The 17,168-nt window shown below is 32.5% G+C and carries 17 protein-coding genes and 2 pseudogenes; 3 read left to right on the forward strand and 16 right to left on the reverse strand.

Annotated elements, in window-relative coordinates; all coding sequences use genetic code 11:
• Positions 1-97 precede the first annotated feature (97 nt).
• On the reverse strand, positions 98-586 hold the full coding sequence (locus Q4Q39_RS05520; RefSeq protein ID WP_303281392.1) for a helix-turn-helix domain-containing protein: 489 nt from the start codon (positions 584-586) through the stop codon (positions 98-100).
• A gap of 365 nt (positions 587-951) precedes the next feature.
• On the opposite strand from Q4Q39_RS05520, the pseudogene Q4Q39_RS20670 reads away from it, so the two are divergent.
• Positions 952-2,480, forward strand: a pseudogene (locus Q4Q39_RS20670) (IS1182 family transposase).
• A 73-nt stretch (positions 2,481-2,553) separates the two neighbouring features.
• Here Q4Q39_RS20670 and Q4Q39_RS05535 read toward each other — a convergent pair.
• The 8 genes from Q4Q39_RS05535 to Q4Q39_RS05570 all read right to left on the reverse strand — a co-directional run bounded on the left by Q4Q39_RS05535 (position 2,554) and on the right by Q4Q39_RS05570 (position 6,810).
• Entirely contained in the window at positions 2,554-2,853 is a 300-nt protein-coding gene (locus Q4Q39_RS05535; protein ID WP_303281395.1) for a type II toxin-antitoxin system RelE/ParE family toxin, read from the reverse strand.
• Positions 2,846-3,094 carry a type II toxin-antitoxin system ParD family antitoxin gene (locus Q4Q39_RS05540; protein ID WP_034041375.1) on the reverse strand — a complete coding sequence of 83 codons (249 nt, stop codon included), beginning with the start codon at positions 3,092-3,094 and terminating at the stop codon, positions 2,846-2,848. The genes Q4Q39_RS05535 and Q4Q39_RS05540 overlap by 8 nt, the downstream gene beginning before the upstream one ends.
• Positions 3,095-3,259: 165 nt before the next feature.
• Positions 3,260-3,934, reverse strand: coding sequence for a type 1 glutamine amidotransferase domain-containing protein (locus Q4Q39_RS05545; protein ID WP_303281396.1), 675 nt, complete (start codon positions 3,932-3,934; stop codon positions 3,260-3,262).
• A 37-nt stretch (positions 3,935-3,971) separates the two neighbouring features.
• Positions 3,972-4,388, reverse strand: a complete 417-nt coding sequence (locus tag Q4Q39_RS05550) for a hypothetical protein (RefSeq protein WP_303281397.1) — start codon at positions 4,386-4,388, stop codon at positions 3,972-3,974.
• Between the two features lie 80 nt (positions 4,389-4,468).
• Positions 4,469-5,356, reverse strand: a complete 888-nt coding sequence (locus Q4Q39_RS05555; RefSeq protein ID WP_303281398.1) for a DMT family transporter — start codon at positions 5,354-5,356, stop codon at positions 4,469-4,471.
• Between the two features lie 10 nt (positions 5,357-5,366).
• A complete protein-coding gene (locus Q4Q39_RS05560) occupies positions 5,367-5,936 on the reverse strand; it encodes a Crp/Fnr family transcriptional regulator (RefSeq protein ID WP_303281400.1) in 570 nt (189 codons plus the stop codon).
• A 336-nt stretch (positions 5,937-6,272) separates the two neighbouring features.
• Entirely contained in the window at positions 6,273-6,569 is a 297-nt protein-coding gene (locus tag Q4Q39_RS05565; RefSeq protein WP_303281401.1) for a type II toxin-antitoxin system RelE/ParE family toxin, read from the reverse strand.
• Positions 6,556-6,810, reverse strand: a complete 255-nt coding sequence (locus Q4Q39_RS05570; RefSeq protein ID WP_303281402.1) for a type II toxin-antitoxin system ParD family antitoxin — start codon at positions 6,808-6,810, stop codon at positions 6,556-6,558. Before Q4Q39_RS05570 ends, Q4Q39_RS05565 begins: the two co-directional genes overlap by 14 nt.
• A 232-nt stretch (positions 6,811-7,042) precedes the next feature.
• On the opposite strand from Q4Q39_RS05570, the pseudogene Q4Q39_RS20675 reads away from it, so the two are divergent.
• Positions 7,043-8,617: pseudogene (locus Q4Q39_RS20675) on the forward strand (IS1182 family transposase).
• 92 nt (positions 8,618-8,709) lie between these two features.
• On the opposite strand, the gene Q4Q39_RS05580 reads toward Q4Q39_RS20675, so the two are convergent.
• The 7 genes from Q4Q39_RS05580 to Q4Q39_RS05610 form a co-directional block, all read right to left on the reverse strand.
• The gene (locus tag Q4Q39_RS05580; RefSeq protein ID WP_303281404.1) at positions 8,710-9,165 is read right to left on the reverse strand and encodes a hypothetical protein; all 456 of its coding nucleotides are present in this window, start codon (positions 9,163-9,165) and stop codon (positions 8,710-8,712) included.
• A 251-nt stretch (positions 9,166-9,416) separates the two neighbouring features.
• Positions 9,417-9,806 (reverse strand): VOC family protein, encoded by a 390-nt coding sequence (locus Q4Q39_RS05585; RefSeq protein ID WP_303281405.1) that lies wholly within the window; start codon positions 9,804-9,806, stop codon positions 9,417-9,419.
• Between the two features lie 779 nt (positions 9,807-10,585).
• Positions 10,586-11,668, reverse strand: a complete 1,083-nt coding sequence (locus Q4Q39_RS05590) for a toxin-antitoxin system YwqK family antitoxin (protein ID WP_303281407.1) — start codon at positions 11,666-11,668, stop codon at positions 10,586-10,588.
• A gap of 213 nt (positions 11,669-11,881) precedes the next feature.
• Positions 11,882-12,964: a response regulator gene (locus Q4Q39_RS05595; protein ID WP_303281409.1), complete on the reverse strand. Its 1,083-nt coding sequence runs from the start codon at positions 12,962-12,964 to the stop codon at positions 11,882-11,884.
• Positions 12,965-12,968: 4 nt separating this feature from the next.
• Positions 12,969-15,206 carry an ATP-binding protein gene (locus Q4Q39_RS05600; RefSeq protein WP_303281411.1) on the reverse strand — a complete coding sequence of 746 codons (2,238 nt, stop codon included), beginning with the start codon at positions 15,204-15,206 and terminating at the stop codon, positions 12,969-12,971.
• Positions 15,188-16,459, reverse strand: coding sequence for a DNA cytosine methyltransferase (locus tag Q4Q39_RS05605; RefSeq protein WP_303281412.1), 1,272 nt, complete (start codon positions 16,457-16,459; stop codon positions 15,188-15,190). Before Q4Q39_RS05605 ends, Q4Q39_RS05600 begins: the two co-directional genes overlap by 19 nt.
• On the reverse strand, positions 16,449-16,688 hold the full coding sequence (locus Q4Q39_RS05610) for a helix-turn-helix transcriptional regulator (RefSeq protein ID WP_303281413.1): 240 nt from the start codon (positions 16,686-16,688) through the stop codon (positions 16,449-16,451). Before Q4Q39_RS05610 ends, Q4Q39_RS05605 begins: the two co-directional genes overlap by 11 nt.
• 147 nt (positions 16,689-16,835) lie before the next feature.
• On the opposite strand from Q4Q39_RS05610, the gene Q4Q39_RS05615 reads away from it, so the two are divergent.
• The gene (locus Q4Q39_RS05615; RefSeq protein WP_303281414.1) at positions 16,836-17,039 is read left to right on the forward strand and encodes a hypothetical protein; all 204 of its coding nucleotides are present in this window, start codon (positions 16,836-16,838) and stop codon (positions 17,037-17,039) included.
• Positions 17,040-17,168 lie beyond the last annotated feature (129 nt).

Here is a 17,168-nt window from a genome sequence, read left to right on the forward strand (position 1 = left end):
AAAGCTACTAAATAATTACTGACCAAGAAAGTCCGAGAGGACTTTGCAAGTAAGTAAAAAGCCAGCAATAAAGTTTATATGGTGTTATGGTCTGGTTTTAATTTTTCTCTACTTTTTTGTCAACTAATTCAGAAGAATTATTTTGAGTAAACCTTTTAAATATGGAAAAAGCAAGCGGAATAATTATTGTTAATAATATTTCTTTAACCTGAAAATTAAGTTTAAATATAACAATTGATAATGCACAAAAGAACCATATAATACCAATTGCCAAGAAATAATTATGAAAGAAGTTTTTTGAATTTTTCATTAGATTTATATTTTGAATTTGTTTGTTGAATTTGTCAATTGAATCTTCGATATAGGTCAGTAATCGTTGTTTTTCAGTTAATGATTCATTATTTATATCATAATCGAGTGTTTCGAAGATGAGTTTAATTGTAAAACTTCTAGGATTAACTTCTCCAGATTCGATTCGTTGTAATGTTCTTACATTTATATTGCATTTTTCAACAACTTCCTCTTGGGTTAATCCTTTTTTCTTTCGAAGTTCTATTATTTTTTGTCCTAATTCTGGTTGCTTCATTTTTTTACTAAAATCTATTACAAGAATACAATTTGTTTAATACCCAAAAATAATTTCCACTAGTATTTTTCCCGACATTAACCCGACTTTTAATTTATCTTGCTGATATACAGTTTTATTCTGTTTGACTGTAATGTTTTTTTTGCTAACGTGTTCGTGTATGGTTAGTTGCTTTGGTTAGAACTAAGTTATTAAAAGAAAACGAACCAGAGGAAAATCCATAGGATTTTCCGAGTACACACAGAACAAGCAATTAAATATACACTTTGTGCCTGTTGCACAAGACCAATATATAGATAAAATGATTATCTTTAGTTATGCAAGGCAAGAAAGGTTATCAAGAGAAATTATTTGCTTAATTCCAATTGAGCGATCGTGTTCCCGAGCACAACTTTTATAGGAGATTAAAAGAAGTTCTAGATCTCAACTTTTTATATCCAATGACCAAACCCTATTATGGATCAAGCGGTCAAAAGAGCATCGATCCCGTGGTTTTCTTTAAGCTGTGTTTGGTCGGTTATTTAGAAAACATCATCAGTGATAGACATTTGATACAGCATAGCAGTATGCGTTTGGATTTCCTCTATTTTTTAGGCTATGATATAGATGAGGAACTGCCCTGGCATTCTACCATTAGTCGAACCCGTCAATTGTACCCAGAATCTATATTTGAGGAGGTTTTCACAAGGGTACTAAGATTGTGCGTGGAAAAAGGTATGGTAAGTGGCCATACCCAGGCGATCGATTCTGCACCAATAAAGGCGAATGCCTCTATGGACAGTCTGGAGCTAAAAGTCCCAAAGGAAGATTTAGAAACTCATTTGCATCATATCCGGCATATCAGTAAAATAGATAAAAAAAAACTTCAATAAAGAAGTCAAAAGTTAATAAAACTTTAAGATCACAACAATCTCTAAGTGCTACTAGTCAAGAATTAGCTGCAATTAAAAGCAGAAATGAGAAATGGAGTAAAGATCAAGATCAGCGTCCAGGAGCAGGTAACAAAGCTAGTAAATACACTTCAAATAAAACGCATTATAGTCCTACCGACCCCGATTCACGGATCAGTGTAAAACCCGGTAAAGCAAGAAAGCTAAACTACATGAGCCGATTAAGTGTAGATACCGCTCATCATGTTATTACAGATATCAATGCGTATCACGCAGATAAGAAAGATAATCAGTATTTACAGGATATCACAAAGCGGTTAAAAAACAGATTACATACCCAAGGTTTACTTTGGCACAACTGTGTAGTTGATACAGGTTATAGTAGTGGAGAGAATTACGCCTTTTTAGAAAGCGAAGCTTTAAAGAGTTTTATACCACCGCATGGGACTTACAAAGGTGGTCCAGACGGTTTTACTTACCATAAAAAAGAAGATTATTATGTGTGTTCACAAGGAAAAATTATACCATTTATAAAAGTGTTTTTAGATTATCGTACCAAGCACCAGAAAAAAAGAATATCGAGCAAGAAAGCATGTTTGTTTAGACTGTCCCTTAAAGCGGACCTGTTTAGGTAAAAGTGCTCAAGAGAAAAAATTTAGTGTCACTTATTATCGCGAGCAGTATCAACGAAATAAGGACGTTACATGAAATCAAAGCGACAAAGTACAGTAGAACCAGTTTTTGGAACTTTAAAAGAATACATGGGTCTCAGAAAAATCAATACTATTGGTATTTAGCAAGCTAATAAGGTAATGCACTTATCTGCTATGGCTTATAATTTAAAAAAATACTTGAAATTCATTACAAAAACAGTGAGAAGCGATGCCAAAACAGTCTATCATGTTGTATTAAACATAAAACCCCTAATGACACTTAAAGTAAGACATTTACAAGCTCATAAATTTGAGAACAAACAAACGCGTCTTAAAACAAAAGCCCTTTAAATACAAGCTTTTGAGTTGAATTCTGTGTTTTTTAGAGCCTTGCGCAACGATTACCTTTGTTGAGTGTAGTTTTTTATTCGATTATTCTATTTTTCAAATCCATTCTCTCGTGCAAAATTCTTATAATTTCAATTCTATCGCTTGATATTTGCTGATAAAATATAATGTGCTTTCCAGATTTTAGTCCAAGTAAGTTTCGGCTTATTCCGTTATATTCTTTTCCTATATCTGGATTTTCTCCAATTCCATTACAAGTCATTTTAACGGTTGCATAATATTTATCGGCTTGATTTTCCGACCATTTTTCGAAAGTGTAGTCCCAAATTCCGTTTAAATCATCAATGGCTTCTTGTCTCAATATAACTTTAGCCATTCTTTCTCTTTTCAGCTTTTAGTCTTTTCAGATTTTCATCAAAGTCAAAATCTTCAACTAAAGGACTGTTCAATCCCTCTTGTATGGCATTTCTCAATGCGATTACTTTACTTTCTTCATTTTCTAACATTCTTAGTCCAGCTCTGATGACTTCGCTAACGTTTTTGTATCGACCAGCAGAAACTTGGGTTTGTACAAATTGGTCAAAATAATTTCCGAGTGATATGGATGTATTCTTCATTGTTTGATATTTATTCAAAATTACCAAAAATTGGTAAAAAATCCAAATTTTTCGATTTTCTCTCAAATTACATCCAACGATTAGTATAAGAGTAGTAGCGGATTTAATAAAATTACTTATACATTGTTGTATGGCGTTTTTTTCTTAACGGTATTGTTCAAACATTTAATTCGTTAGTAAGTCTATCATTTTAAGCGCAACACTTGATGCGGATGCAGGGTTCTGTCCTGTTACTAAATTTCCATCATTTACAACATAAGATTTAAAAGGTTCGGTATGCGAAAATATTGCACCCTGTTTTTTTAGTTCATCATCAAGCATAAATGGAATTACGTTTCCAAGCGTATGTTTGTCAATTTCTTCCTCTGTTTTTGTGAATGAATTGATTTTCTTTCCTTTTAAGAAATTGCTTCCATTGGTTAATTTGACATTTAGTAACGCAGCAGGTCCATGGCAAACAGCACCAATAATTTTACCATTTTCGTATGCTTCTTTGATGATTTCTTTAACCAATGTATTGTCAATCATATCTGTCATTAATCCTAAGCCTCCAGGGAAGAAAATTGCATCATATGCAGTGGTATCAATAGAACTTAATTTATGACTAAAACTAAGTCTTTTAAATCCGTTACTTTCTTTAAAACTCCGACTGACTTTTTGAGAGGAATCATAGCCTACATAAGGCGGCTTTCCACCTAAGATACTAGCGAAATCTACAGTATATCCTTTATTGATGAATTCATAATAAGGGTCGGCTATTTCCGAAAATTCATAACCTGCTGGATGTTTTCCATTACCAGTTTTATCAGTACTGGTAACAATAAATAATATATGTTTCATTTTTTATTTATTTAAGTTCAAAAAAAAAGAAACAATACTAACCTTTGCTTATAGCATCGCCTAACTCTTCATTAGTCATTGCAATACCATCTAAGTTCCATCCTCCATTTACAGCATGAACTACGTTTACATAAATATTTTCTTTAGGTTGTACTCCTCCAGATAATTTGTGAATAATTTCTGTTGTATCTGCAAAAAAATGTTTCTGAACATTTCTGTCTGCAAGTGCAAATGATGGAACTTTCCATTCAATCCATGCACCAGAAAACTCTTTTCCTCCAGAGAAGGTTGAACTTTTAGGTAGTACAGTAACAGTAGCAGTCACATTAGGTGTCATTACTTTATTTCCTGTTAAACCATGATTTTTTAAGAATGCATCTGTAATTTGAGCTACTGCTTCTTTTTCTTTTCCTTTAGGCAATACGCCTTCTGTTAATGTCAATGTTAATGGCATAATATTTATTTTTAAAGTGATGAACTTTATTGTTCATCAACAGTACAAATGTCCTATGATTGGAATGTTTAAAAGTTGTCTTATGACAATGTTTTTGAGAATTGTGAAGTACTACTTTTACTAATAAGTAAACCTATTACGATACATATTCCTCCTGTGAAGTGATAGGTGTATAGCTGTTCTTTAAAAAAAACAGCAAATAGTGTGGCGGATAGTGGAATAATATTCATGTAAATTCCAGCTTTATCAGCCCCTTTAGTTTGAACCCCCTTTTGCCATAAAAAATAGGCCAATGCTGTACCTAAACATCCTATACCAAATACTGCAATCCAAAAATTGGTGGTGTGTGATGTTACTACTTTAGTTCCATTAATTGGTAGTAGAATAAAGAATCCAATCAAACAGCATAGGCTTGTTAAAAGTGTAAAATTCAAACTTGAAATTGTAGTAGCATATTTTTTTACCCAAACATGATGTAATGCAAAAAGTACATTGGCTATCAGTATAAGAAAATCTCCATAATTAAATTGAATGCTATCAAGATTTGTAATATTTCCTTTTGAGATTAAATAAGTTACTCCAATGAAAGCGAGAATGATACCGATGAGTTGAATTTTATTGATAGATGTCTTTAATATTTTATGTGAGAAAAGAATCGTCAACGCAGGGTTTAAACTGATAATAAGTGCTGCATTGATTGCTGAAGTATTGAGTAACCCTAAAAAGAAAAATAAATTAAATCCGAAAAGACCAATAAAACCTGTAAGTGAAATACCTTTTAAGTTTTTTCGAATTATTTCAAATGAAGGTAATTTTTTAACTACTAAAATCACCAAAGCTATAACGCCAAATAAGAAACGCCAAAAACCAGCTTCAATAAAATTCACTTCTTCTAAAATTACTTTGGCAAGGTGGAAATTTAGCCCTAAAAGAATAGGTGCAATAATCAAATAGAAAGTCGCTTTCATAAATAGCAGACTACAATTTTGCTCGTAACTTACTCAATGTAGAATTCGTCATTCCTAAATATGAAGCAACGGCTTTACTAGAAATACGAGATAGTAATTTAGGTTCGTGTTCCATAACCCATTTAAGTTTATCAATTCCCTCCATTCCTAAGAAGCTATAAATACGCATTTGTGAATGAATAAAAGCAAACTCTATAAATTTATGATAAACATTAGCAAATTGCGGTACTGTATTAACTAATTTAAAAAAATCATCTCGATAAATTATTAGAAGTTCAGATGGTTCTAAAGAAACAAGACAATCTCTTGATGGTTTTTGAAGTATAAAGCTAGTGTTTGCAGATATGATTGAATCTTCTAATGCAAAGTACCCTGTAACTTCATTTCCTTTATTGTCAATTTCATAGAGTTTTAAACACCCTTTTTTTATGAAGTAAAAATGTTTACATACTTGTCCAATATTACATAGCATTTCATTTCGGGTAGTTTTTATAGGTTTGAAGCTTTTAATTATTTGTTGTAATTCTTTCTCTCCAATTTCTCCGTGACTTTTAATATATTGTTCTAATTCTTGATACACTTTGCGTTTTATGTTTTGTGATTCTGAGTGTAAATGTAAGAAGTGTTAATTGTGTAAAGATTGTCATATGACTATCTTTTTTAATTCCTGATTTTTTGAATTTAGGTGGTGTCTTCTCAAATATTATTTGTAACGTCTCATATAAGAAACGTAGGGCAGGTGATAGGCGCTATCGTTTCGGTTCATTACTTAGCTAAATATAAATATTTTGCTTTTATCTTTTCTTCTATTCTATAAACGCCGAATTTTATATTTAGTGGACTTTGTTAATATTCACAAAACTTTGGATTTAGCACAAACGCCCTATGTTTTTTATAAATTGTTAGCTAATGTCTATTATAATCTATTCTCAATATCCATTCTTTGATGTAGAATTCGAATTATTTCTACCATTTGAGTTTTCTTATCTATTTTATAGAATAAATAATGAAGTCTAACTTTAGTTCTTAAATATCCTTTTCTAACATAGCTAAAGTCTTTTCCTTCTTCTGGTTTTGTTGAGATATACTCAATCTCCTCAAAAATCTGATTTATATACCTGTCAGCTTGTTCAATAGACCAAGTTTCAAAAGTATATGCCCATATTTTTTCAAGGTCTTTTTCCGCTTCAACACTTATTTTATATTTCGTCACTCGAATATTTTTTATGCATTGAACTTAAAAAATCACTCTTATTAAAGTTCTCTACAAATCCTGAGTTTTCTCCTTTTTTTAATTCTCTGATTAGTTCTTTTTTCTTATTTTCCTCTTGTTCAAATAATCTTAGCGCTGTTCTAACAACTTCGCTTGCAGAAGAAAATCGTCCTGAGGTTATTTGTTCACTTATAAACTCATTAAAGTAATCACCCAATAATATTGATGTATTCTTTGCCATAATTATTGTTTTTTACAAATATACCAATTCCTGGTATTTAACACAAATCCTTAATGAATGCTAACCGGTTGGTATAAGATTGGTTGCGTGTGCAAGCACTAAAATAAGTAAATAAACACTGGCTGGAAAATTCCGCAGGAATTTTCCAAGTAAGCACTTACCAAGCAATTAATTTTATACCTTGTGCCTGTTGCACAAGACTAATATATAGATAAAATGCTTATCTTTATTTATGCAAGGCAAGAAAGATTATCAAGAGAAATTATTTGCACAATTCCAATTGAGTGAACGTGTCCCCGAGCACAATTTTTATCGGCGATTAAAGGGAGCTTTAGATCTAGACTTTCTATATCCAACGACCAAGGTCTATTATGGATCAAGCGGCCAAAAGAGTATCGATCCGGTTGTGTTTTTCAAACTGTGTCTGGTAGGTTATCTGGAAAACATCATTAGTGACCGGCAGTTGATACAGCATAGTAGTATGCGCTTGGATATCCTGTATTTTTTAGGCTATGATATAGATGAGGAGCTGCCCTGGCATTCCACGATCAGTCGTACCCGAGGGCTGTCCCGGAAACCGTATTTGAAGAGGTGTTTACTAAGGTATTAGGCCTGTGTGTAGACAAAGGGATGGTGAGCGGCCATACCCAGGCGATCGATTCCGCACCAATAAAGGCCAATGCCTCTATGGACAGTCTGGAGCTAAAGGTACCAAAGGAAGATCTGGAAAGCCATTTGCATAATATCCGCCATATTAGCGAGATGGACAAAAAAAACTCCAACAGGAAGGTCAAAGAAGAATAATGCAAGCAAGCAAACTCAGGGTATTACAGCAAGTTCCAAAGAATTACAAGGGATAGTATCAAGGAACAAGAAATGGTCAAAAGACCAAGACCAGCGGCCAGGAGCAGGGAACAAAGGCTCCAAGTACACCTCCAACAAGACCCATTACAGTCCCACCGACCCCGATGCCCGTATCAGTGTAAAACCGGGCAAGGCACGAAAGCTCAATTATATGAGCCAGCTCAGTGTTGATACAGGCCATCATGTGATCACCGACATCAAGGCCTACCATGCCGACAAGAAAGACAATCAGTATTTACAGGATATCACCAAACGCTTAAAAAGGAGATTGCACGATCAAGGACTCCTATGGCGAAACTGTGTGGCCGATACAGGATATAGTAGTGGTGAGAATTATGCTTTTTTAGAAAGAGAAGGCCTAGAGAGTTTTATACCGCCTCACGGGACTTACAAAGGCGGGCCAGAAGCGTTTGTTTATGATAAAGAACATGACCATTATGTTTGTCCAGAAGGCCAAATAATTCCTTTTAAAAAAGTATTTTATGAGGGTTGCAATAATAACAAAAAGAAAGAATACAGGGCCTCGAAGTATGTCTGTTTAGATTGTCCTATACGGAGACAGTGTTTAAAAAAGAGCCAAGAAAAGCGTATCACGATAACCTTTTACAAAGAAGCATATGAGCGCAATAATAAACGGGTTAATAGCAATCGAGGACGATACATGAAAGGCAAACGACAAAGTACAGTAGAACCCGTATTTGGAACGCTTAGGCAGTTTATGGGGCTTCGAAAAATAAATACATTGGGGATACAACAGGCAAACAAAGTAATGCATCTATCCGCCATTGCTTATAACCTGAAAAAGTATCTGAAATTCACCCCAAAAAGAGTAAAGAGTGGAGCAGGAATACTTTCTTTATTGTTTTTAGTAAAAAATAGTGTGTACAAGCTTAAAAAGTTGTTTTTAAGGAACCTTAAAATAGCTAATTATAAAGTGATCTAAAAAAAGAAACTGCCTTAAAAGGCAGTTATAGAAGTCTGTTTTTTTATAATTTATTAGCTTGTGCAACGGTTACCCGTGTTACCCACAGTATTTTATTCTGCAAATAATCTTTTCGGTACTTGGTAACTTGCTGAATACATTAAATTCTTTTCACGGTTTTTAAATTCAGTAAATGCTTTTTTGTACCATTTTGGATCATTCGCATCAATTTTATAATCTTCGAAACTCAAAACATCATAAAAATCTCCATTTAGCCAAGGTTCAATTCCGAAAATAGCGATTCCGTTTTTTTCTACTCGGTCAAGTACGATTTCAAAGTCAGATTCCGAGAAATAGTAAATCGATTCAGAGTCGAATCCATCATTCAGATTTTTAAGTCCGTTAAACACATTTGCTTTCAGATACTCAAATTCCTTTTTTCGTTCTTCTTCGCTGTAATCTTTTAATTCCATTTCCGTTTCCTCAAAAGTTTTGGTTTCAGTTCTATTTTTGTTGTTACAACTCAATATTAAAAGTCCGATTAATACTATTTGAAGCAGTTTTTTCATATTGTGGGTAACGGTTTGTGTATGAAACGTAGCGTACAAAAAGACACAAACTTTTCGGTTTAACACAGAGCCGAATTTTTATATTTTGTTTTAATTTTTTTCTTTTTAAAAGCCAAATTAAAAATTTGGCGGACTTTCAAAATATACACAAACCTTTGGATTTAGCACCTATTAGCTATGTTTTATACACCGTGTTGTAGTGTCGTTTTTTATTCAGATTGATTTTTCGTCCGTTAAATCTGCAATCAAATTTAAAATTCAAAACCCTTTATTGGTGAAGATATATCAACTAAAGTTCCATTTGGGTCTTTCAGTAATAAACGTCTTTGTCCGTAAGATGTGTCAGTCGGTTCGCTGATGATTTCAAATTTTTCCGTTTTCGCAACTTCAAATATTTCGTCCGCATTATCAACCACAAACGTCACATAAAAGCCTTGTGGATTATTTTGAAAATCATTCGGTACGATTTCATTTGTTCTGTCAATTATTCCCAATTCAAGCTTTTTGTCTTTTGAAATTAAGTGTACGAACCAATCACTATCATAATCCACATTAAAATCAAACAGTTTAGTATAAAAATCACGACTTTCGGCTAAATTGTCCGAACAGATATTTGTCATTATTCTATTAATCGTCTTCATTTATTTTTTTCAGTTTTTGTTTGGTTTAATGCACTACAACGGTCTCGTATAACCGTCAGTTACGGGTTTATATGCGTTAATATTCGGTTTAGCACAGGCTTTAGCAATTCCGAGTGGATTCGGACGTAGTCGAATCCGCCGTAATTGCGGTTATACATTGTTGTGTGCAGTTATTTTATTTCGTTTTCTATTTTTCAATTCTTTAAGTTCCATTATTCTATTTATAATGATTCCGACATATGAAGTCAAAACGATTACAAGAGATAGAATGAATTGCCAAGGTTCAGATTTTAAGTCATCAAATAATAATTCAAATTGCGGGATTTGAATCACAGTCAAGATTATTATCAAAGTCAGAAATATTAGCAACGATTTCAAATTCCGATTTTTTGATTTCGGGTTATACCCAATTAAGAGTTCCTTAGTATAGAAAATCAAAAGTCCTATTGTAAAGATATTCGGCAAGAGTAAATTCCAAAACCCATATTTTTCTTTAAACAGATTTCCAAATGTTAAATAACCAAAAGTCAGCCAACCAAAAATATAGATTGTGAACAGAATCAGTCCAATCCAAAGTATTTTCAATAATATTTCTAAATTCCGATTTTCCATTTACAGATTACTGTTTCTCTAATTGCACACAACGTGTTCGTGTATGGTTAGTTGCGTTGGCTATAACTAAGTTAGCAAAAGAAAACGAACCAGAGGAAATTCCGAAGGAATTTCCAAGTAGACTATAACCAAAGCAATTGGCTATACACGTTGTTGTGTGTAGTTTTTTAATGCATTATTGAGTCAATTGCTATTCCATTTTCTTTAATAACTGTTTTAATAAGCTTTCCACTTTTGTCAAAATGTTTTATTTCTCCTTCTAGTAAATTGTTTTTAGCAAAACCAGTATATTGAAGCTCTCCTGTCTCATAATATACATTTACCTTACCGCTTTTGATATTGTTTTTTATGTTAAATTCTTGAGCTAATTTTCCATTTTTGTGAAATAATTTGGCTTTACCATTTGGTTCTTCATTTTTCATTTCTAGTATCTTTTCAAGTTTTCCGTTTTCAAGATATCTATGAGTAATCCAAGTGGACGATAGTGAAACTGTATCTAATTCTATTATATCAATTGCTTTTAAAATTCCATTTTCATAATAAAACTTACATGTATCCATTTTTTTTCCGTTCCAATAAGTACATTCTGCTTGTAATTTACCGTTAGGATAATAGCGTATTGATTTCCCATGAGCCTTGTTGTCATTTAGGAAATTAATTTCTTCTAAAGCTCCATTTTCATAATAATGAACAGCTTTACCCATTAGTTTTCCATTTATGTAAGATGTAGAATCTCTTTTTTTGCCATTCTCCCAGAAGTCCATTCGAGTTCCATGATATTTATCGTTGACATATCCAATAATCTGTTTTAAGGTTTCTCCATCTTTTCTGTAAAATTTCCATTCACCTTGATACATTCCATTTTCAATCAGTCCTTCTGATTTTAGTAATCCAATATTTGAGTGATAGCCTCTATAGTATCCATTTTCATAAACCGTTTTAAGAACTGAATCAGATTTGAATTTACTAGTGCGGATTAATTTATCTTCTTTATTATAAAATTTAAGTATTCGGTTAGGAAAGCTATCGATAACTTCTAATTCGACATACCTTTTTCCATTTGGAAAGAAGTAAGTTGAATGTGATTTTGGAAGTTTTATTTCTAGTTCAGGATTTATTTTTAACCATTTACCATCTTTTCCATTTTCTTGGTAGAAAACATAATTTTCATTTCTAAATTTTTCATTTGAAATATCGTCTTTACAGGAAGTTAAGACTACTAAAAGAAGTAATAAGTATTTTATTTTCAATTTAGTTGATTGGTTTGGTTCAAATTACACACAACGTTCCATGTATGGTGTCGTAGCTATCCCGCAGGGTAGCTATGCACTATACATATTGTTGTGTTTTCGTTCTTTATTTTTCATTCCGTTATTCAGCGTAGGAGCAAACATACTCTTTGACAAGTTTGGCTCGAGTGATTGGTTTTGAGCGACTTGGCAATGTGTATGATTGCAGTGGGATCAAAACAGTCCTTTATATAATTCATCTGTATCAAAATCCGGTGATCCTTGTCTAGAATAATAATAGGAGAATCGAGCTACAATGTCTTTTGTAAAAGTGCTATTGATTGAAGCTTTACGTGTAAAATTTTGATTAAACTCTTTCGCTCTAATGGATTTCATTTTTTGAAAGTTAATTAGACCGCCTTCAATATCTTTATATTTTGGCAGAAAATGATATTTATTGGAGTAACTATTATGTATTAAACTTTTCAGTACGTATTCAGCTTCTTCTAATACTTCTTTAGAAGCTTTTCCTTTATTTATGACACCAACTTTTTCTTTTAAAATTCCTTCATTGGACGAGTCTATTTGCACAATTAAGATATCTTTTGCTTTTCCCTGTGCTAAGTCACATGAAGGTGTAAGTACAATGTAATTACTTGAAGTGTTGTTTTCAATAACTAGATCGCCAGTGAAAACATTAGGCTTTATACAAGGAGTAATATAAATTTCAGAAGGATGATAATTTTCAAAACCAGACTCTTCATTTAATTCTAAATATTCCTGAATGTGAAGTAGTGTATATCTTAGAAGAGTTCTCTGTTTTTGTTCAGAAGTTCTAGTAGAGTCATTAATCCATAAATCCATAGAATTGGATAGATGATTCCAAAAAATCGTATTTAAATAGTTGTCTACGTCTCCTTTCTTTCCTAAGATTTTTGTAATTCCTGTTTCATAAATGTCGAGAATTTCCTGTAACACTTCTTTGAAGTCACCATCTCTTGATCTTTTTTTGAAGAAAGCATTTTCGTCTTTATCGACTTGTCCTATGCTGCCAGAAACTACAAATATTGGAAACCTTAATGTTGATTCAATTTCATTTACAATTTCTAATCCTTCTAACTCTGTAGTATTAGACGATAACTTTAAATCAACAATTGCAGCATCATAGTCAGGACTAATCAAGGATTCTTTAGCATTCTTAAGCGTTTCAACGATTTTATAAGTGACTTGTACACTAGATTTTTTATTGAAAGAATCTATATTATCTGAATACGATTGAATCGTAGCTTTATCATCTTCAACGATTAGTAAATTCATAGTTCTATTGTATTTTAACTTCTATTTTAAAAAATGCTCCGTCTTCAGAATAAATTGCTTTTAAGTCACCATCATTCCTGCCTATTGCTTCTCCAGAAATAGCTAAACCTAAGCCTGTTCCACCTCCTGTTTTATTACTGAATTCTGGCTCAAATAATATTTCACTCTCAATTAGATTTTTTTCAATTCCTGGTCCAGAATCGCGGTATTCAATTATTAATAAACCATCCTCTTCATAGGCTTTAAATTGAATCTTTTTTGGCTTGTCTTTATTATTTTGAAGCCAATAAATACTATTGTCTACTAAATTTGTAAACACTATATAAAAATCTTCTTTCCATCCGTATCCTTTTAAATTAATATCACAGTCGATATGGATTTCTATATCTTGAGCGGCCAGCTCTGATAAGAATACATCCTTGACATTTTCAATAACATCAACAATAGAAAAATCTTTTTTACGATCTCTTTTCTTTGCAGAAAGTGGATCAAGCTTACCGAAAAGTTTTATGAATATTTTGCCCTGTTCGTCAATTACAGAAAGACGATCAATTATTTTATCCAATAAATCTTGATCAAAATTTTGTTCAAGCTCTTCTTTCCATTCAGTTATTAATGGAATTTGATTTTTGAAATAACCAAGTGGTTTTCGACCTTCATGGAGAACAACATTTACAATTTTCCCAACCGTAGCTTGGCCTTGGTATAGTGCAATTATTTGTTTTAAGTCATTGGCTAGTTTATTATTTCTTTCTTCCTTATCAGAGATAAGTTTATTGATTTTCTTTCTTTTTTCTTTCTCAATTCCTAATGAATCAAGTTCAATATTGATTTTTTCTTGAAGGTCTTTAAAATTGTAGAGCTTGTTGATTTTTTCGTTGACATCACGATTACTTCTTCCTAGACCAACTCTTTGTCTATATGCAAAACGCCTGTTTTCTAACTCCTTTAAGATTTGTTTTGCAATTTCTCTTAATCCAAAAAATTCAGGGTTTTCTTTTAGGCCATCCCTAGCACTTTTCTCTTCTAGGTTTGATTCTGTCTCTGATTCTATATGAATAAAGCCAATCACTTGATCACATCCAACTCTTAATGAAGGGTTCTGGATTCTTTGATTATCTAAGGATAGCCAATCATAACCTGCATCACCTAATGGTCTTATTCTAAACCCTTTACGATAAACTCCAATTCCGTTAAAAGTATCTAGTATTATTCTAGCTTCTCTTTTTCCAACAGACTCTCCTGTAATAGGGTCTTTTAATCCTCTTTCTATTAATGCATCTATCGAACTTGGGTCTCTATCGAAAACTCGAAAATCAATTTTCAAATCTCCTGCAAAAGCTTGTTTTTCTTCATTTTTGTCCTGATTCAATAAAATTTTGAAATCTTTTAAAATTTCTGGAGGGCTATTTTTAATCCTGTTATTTTCAAATCGAATACTTGCAATCCCTTCTTTGGATACGACTCCAGAAATTCTGTAATCATATAATTCAAATAAAGGATAAGGCTCTATGTCTTCTGTAACATTTGAATAGCCCTCAAAAGGAAATTCTCCGAGTTCAAGGGTAATTTTAAAATTCTCTGTATCATCTTCAATTTGATGAATCTCTCTATCAACAGGCGGGATTAATTTCTTTAGTTCAGATTTTAAGTTTTTGAGTTGTTTTTCATTCCAATCATTTAAATGATTTTCATCTCCAACAATTATTATTTCAGTTCCCGAATCAGAACTTGATTTAAAATTTTCAATTAGAACATCAACATCTTCAAGGTATTTTGCTTTTTCAAAATCATCCCAAATTAAGTACAAGGTTGTTAGTTCTCCAGATTCATCAATGGTTTCCAGAATCATATCATCACCGATCATTGAAGCAGAGTATCTTCCAATACCTTTCTTTCCTTGCATTATTCTGCCTCCTGGGCTAACTGCTCGATGGAGTTTGTCGTCAGTCGAAGGAACCATCCATTTATCGGTTACAGTTTCAAAAGACATACCATGTCCTTTGTCTTTTATGACAACTTTTATTCCTTTTACAGTTGTTGGTTTTCCTTCAATTTCTGCCTCTTTTGAAAATGGAAGCAGGGATATTTTACAGGTTTTTGAATCCGCATCATACGCGTTTTTAACTAATTCAACTATAGCAGCATATTTATCCTTAATTAAATCTCGGCCTATAGTAATTATATGTCTTCCTGCAGGCCTTATTTTATAAAGGCCATCTTTTATTTTTTCGTCTGACATAATATTTCTTTAATAATTTTTGAGATTTCGTAAGCCATAAGAGGTGGCACGGCATTTCCAATTTGTTTAAACGCTGGTGTTCGATTAACTCCTTCTCTCACTCCTTCAAAATAATAATCATCAGGGAAAGATTGAAGTCTAGCTGCTTCACGAATTGTTATAGAACGGTTTTGACTTAAATCGGGGTGTATATAATAATGACCATCTTTTGCAATATGTGCAACAACAGTTTGAGAATGAGGTTCATTGGCTGCAACTACTTTAAACCTGTCGAAGAATGATGATCTATTTTTATGCGTTTTTAATTTTTCTGGTAAGTCATTGTAATGCAGCCTCTCTTTCTTTTTGTTCCATTTCTGAACTGCGATTCTATAAATTTCTTTATCCTGATCTGAATGTGGTCTAGCTTTGTGTTGTGTCAAAATATCAATTCCATTTCTGATGAAACTTTTATTCAAATATTCATTAGTAAGTGTTTTATATTTCACAAATTTATCTTGTCCTTCTCCCGCTTGTAGTTTAGGTAAATCAGTTAGTAAATCTTGTACTGAATATTTTGTTGATGAAAGATTTATTGCTTCCAAATCAGGAATTTGAAAATCAAATTTCTTATCCCAACCAATGATAATTATTCTTCTTCTGTTCTGTAATACACCAAAATTATTGGCTTCTACTGTGAAGAGTTTCATGTTGTAGCCTTTTTTGTCAAAAAGTTTTTTCATGTTATTCAGGTAAAGTCCGTCTTTAGCAGATTTTAATCCTATAACATTTTCAAACACAAACACTTTTGGGTTATATTTTTCAAGATAACCTGCATATTGAACATAAAGGAAGTTTCTTGGATCACCAGACATCCCATTTTTAGACCTTGCTCGTCCAACAAGTGAATAAGCTTGGCAAGGAGGGCCACCAATAATTAAATCAACACTTTTGTTTTTTAGATTCTTCTGAATTCTCTCATGGATTACGTCATTGTTTTCCTCTGAGATTGGAAGATTTATAACGGAATTCAATAAGTTTTCTGGTACGAAAGAATATAGTTCAGTTCTTGTTATTTTTCCTTTTAGATACTCGACATAAGTATCATATTGATCTACTGATTTGAGATAATGATATGCTGTACGAGTCTTTAAGGTGTTGCACGCAGCAGTATCTATTTCAACATGAGCAATAGGTTCAAACCCATTTCTTACAAAACCCTCTGATAGCCCACCAGCTCCTGCGAATAGGTCGATATAAGTCTTACCTTTCATCTTTTGTTGGGTTTAATAATTCTCTTATATCAACGTCTAGAGCTTCAGCAATCTCTACTAATGTTTCAAGTGAAGGCTGCATATCGTTCGTGCACCATCTTGAAACAGTAGTTCTGTTTTTGTCTACTTTTTCCGATAGCCATTTGTTTGTTCTGTCTTGTTCAGCAAGCACTACCCTAATTCTATTGATTTGCTTTTTAGATGTCATTTGAATCGTATTATGTTGCATAAATAGCAATTAAGACAAATTTAGTTGATTAAAAACTTTTTATTTTGTTCTTTTTGCGATATATTTGTTTCGTAAAACGATTCATTAGTTGTTTATTTCAGTTTTAATGAATCATATTAAGAATCAAAATTTAAAACTAACTTTTTTATGAGTACGAGATATACCAAAGCCGATTTAGAGCAAATTGTATATAAACAATTAGATAATCTAAACGCAATGCACGATTTACTGAAAATTATGAAAGTTCAAAATGACCTAATTCAAAGTATCAATCAGACACTCAGAGAAGAAATCGGTCAATTCAAAGAACAGCAAGTTATGTATCCAACTAGAAGAAAATCAAAATCGTAACTATTAGGAGCGGTGGGAAGGTTAAGCTCTTTTGGTTTTTTAGGGTCGGATTGTGTGATGGCAAAAACCAAATGTGCTTAATGTGCGGTTGGTTTTCCGAATGAAACACAACGTTCTGTATAAGATGTC

It is taken from the genome of Flavivirga amylovorans (genome assembly GCF_030540875.1).
In the GTDB taxonomy this organism is placed as follows: Bacteria; Bacteroidota; Bacteroidia; order Flavobacteriales; family Flavobacteriaceae; genus Flavivirga; species Flavivirga amylovorans.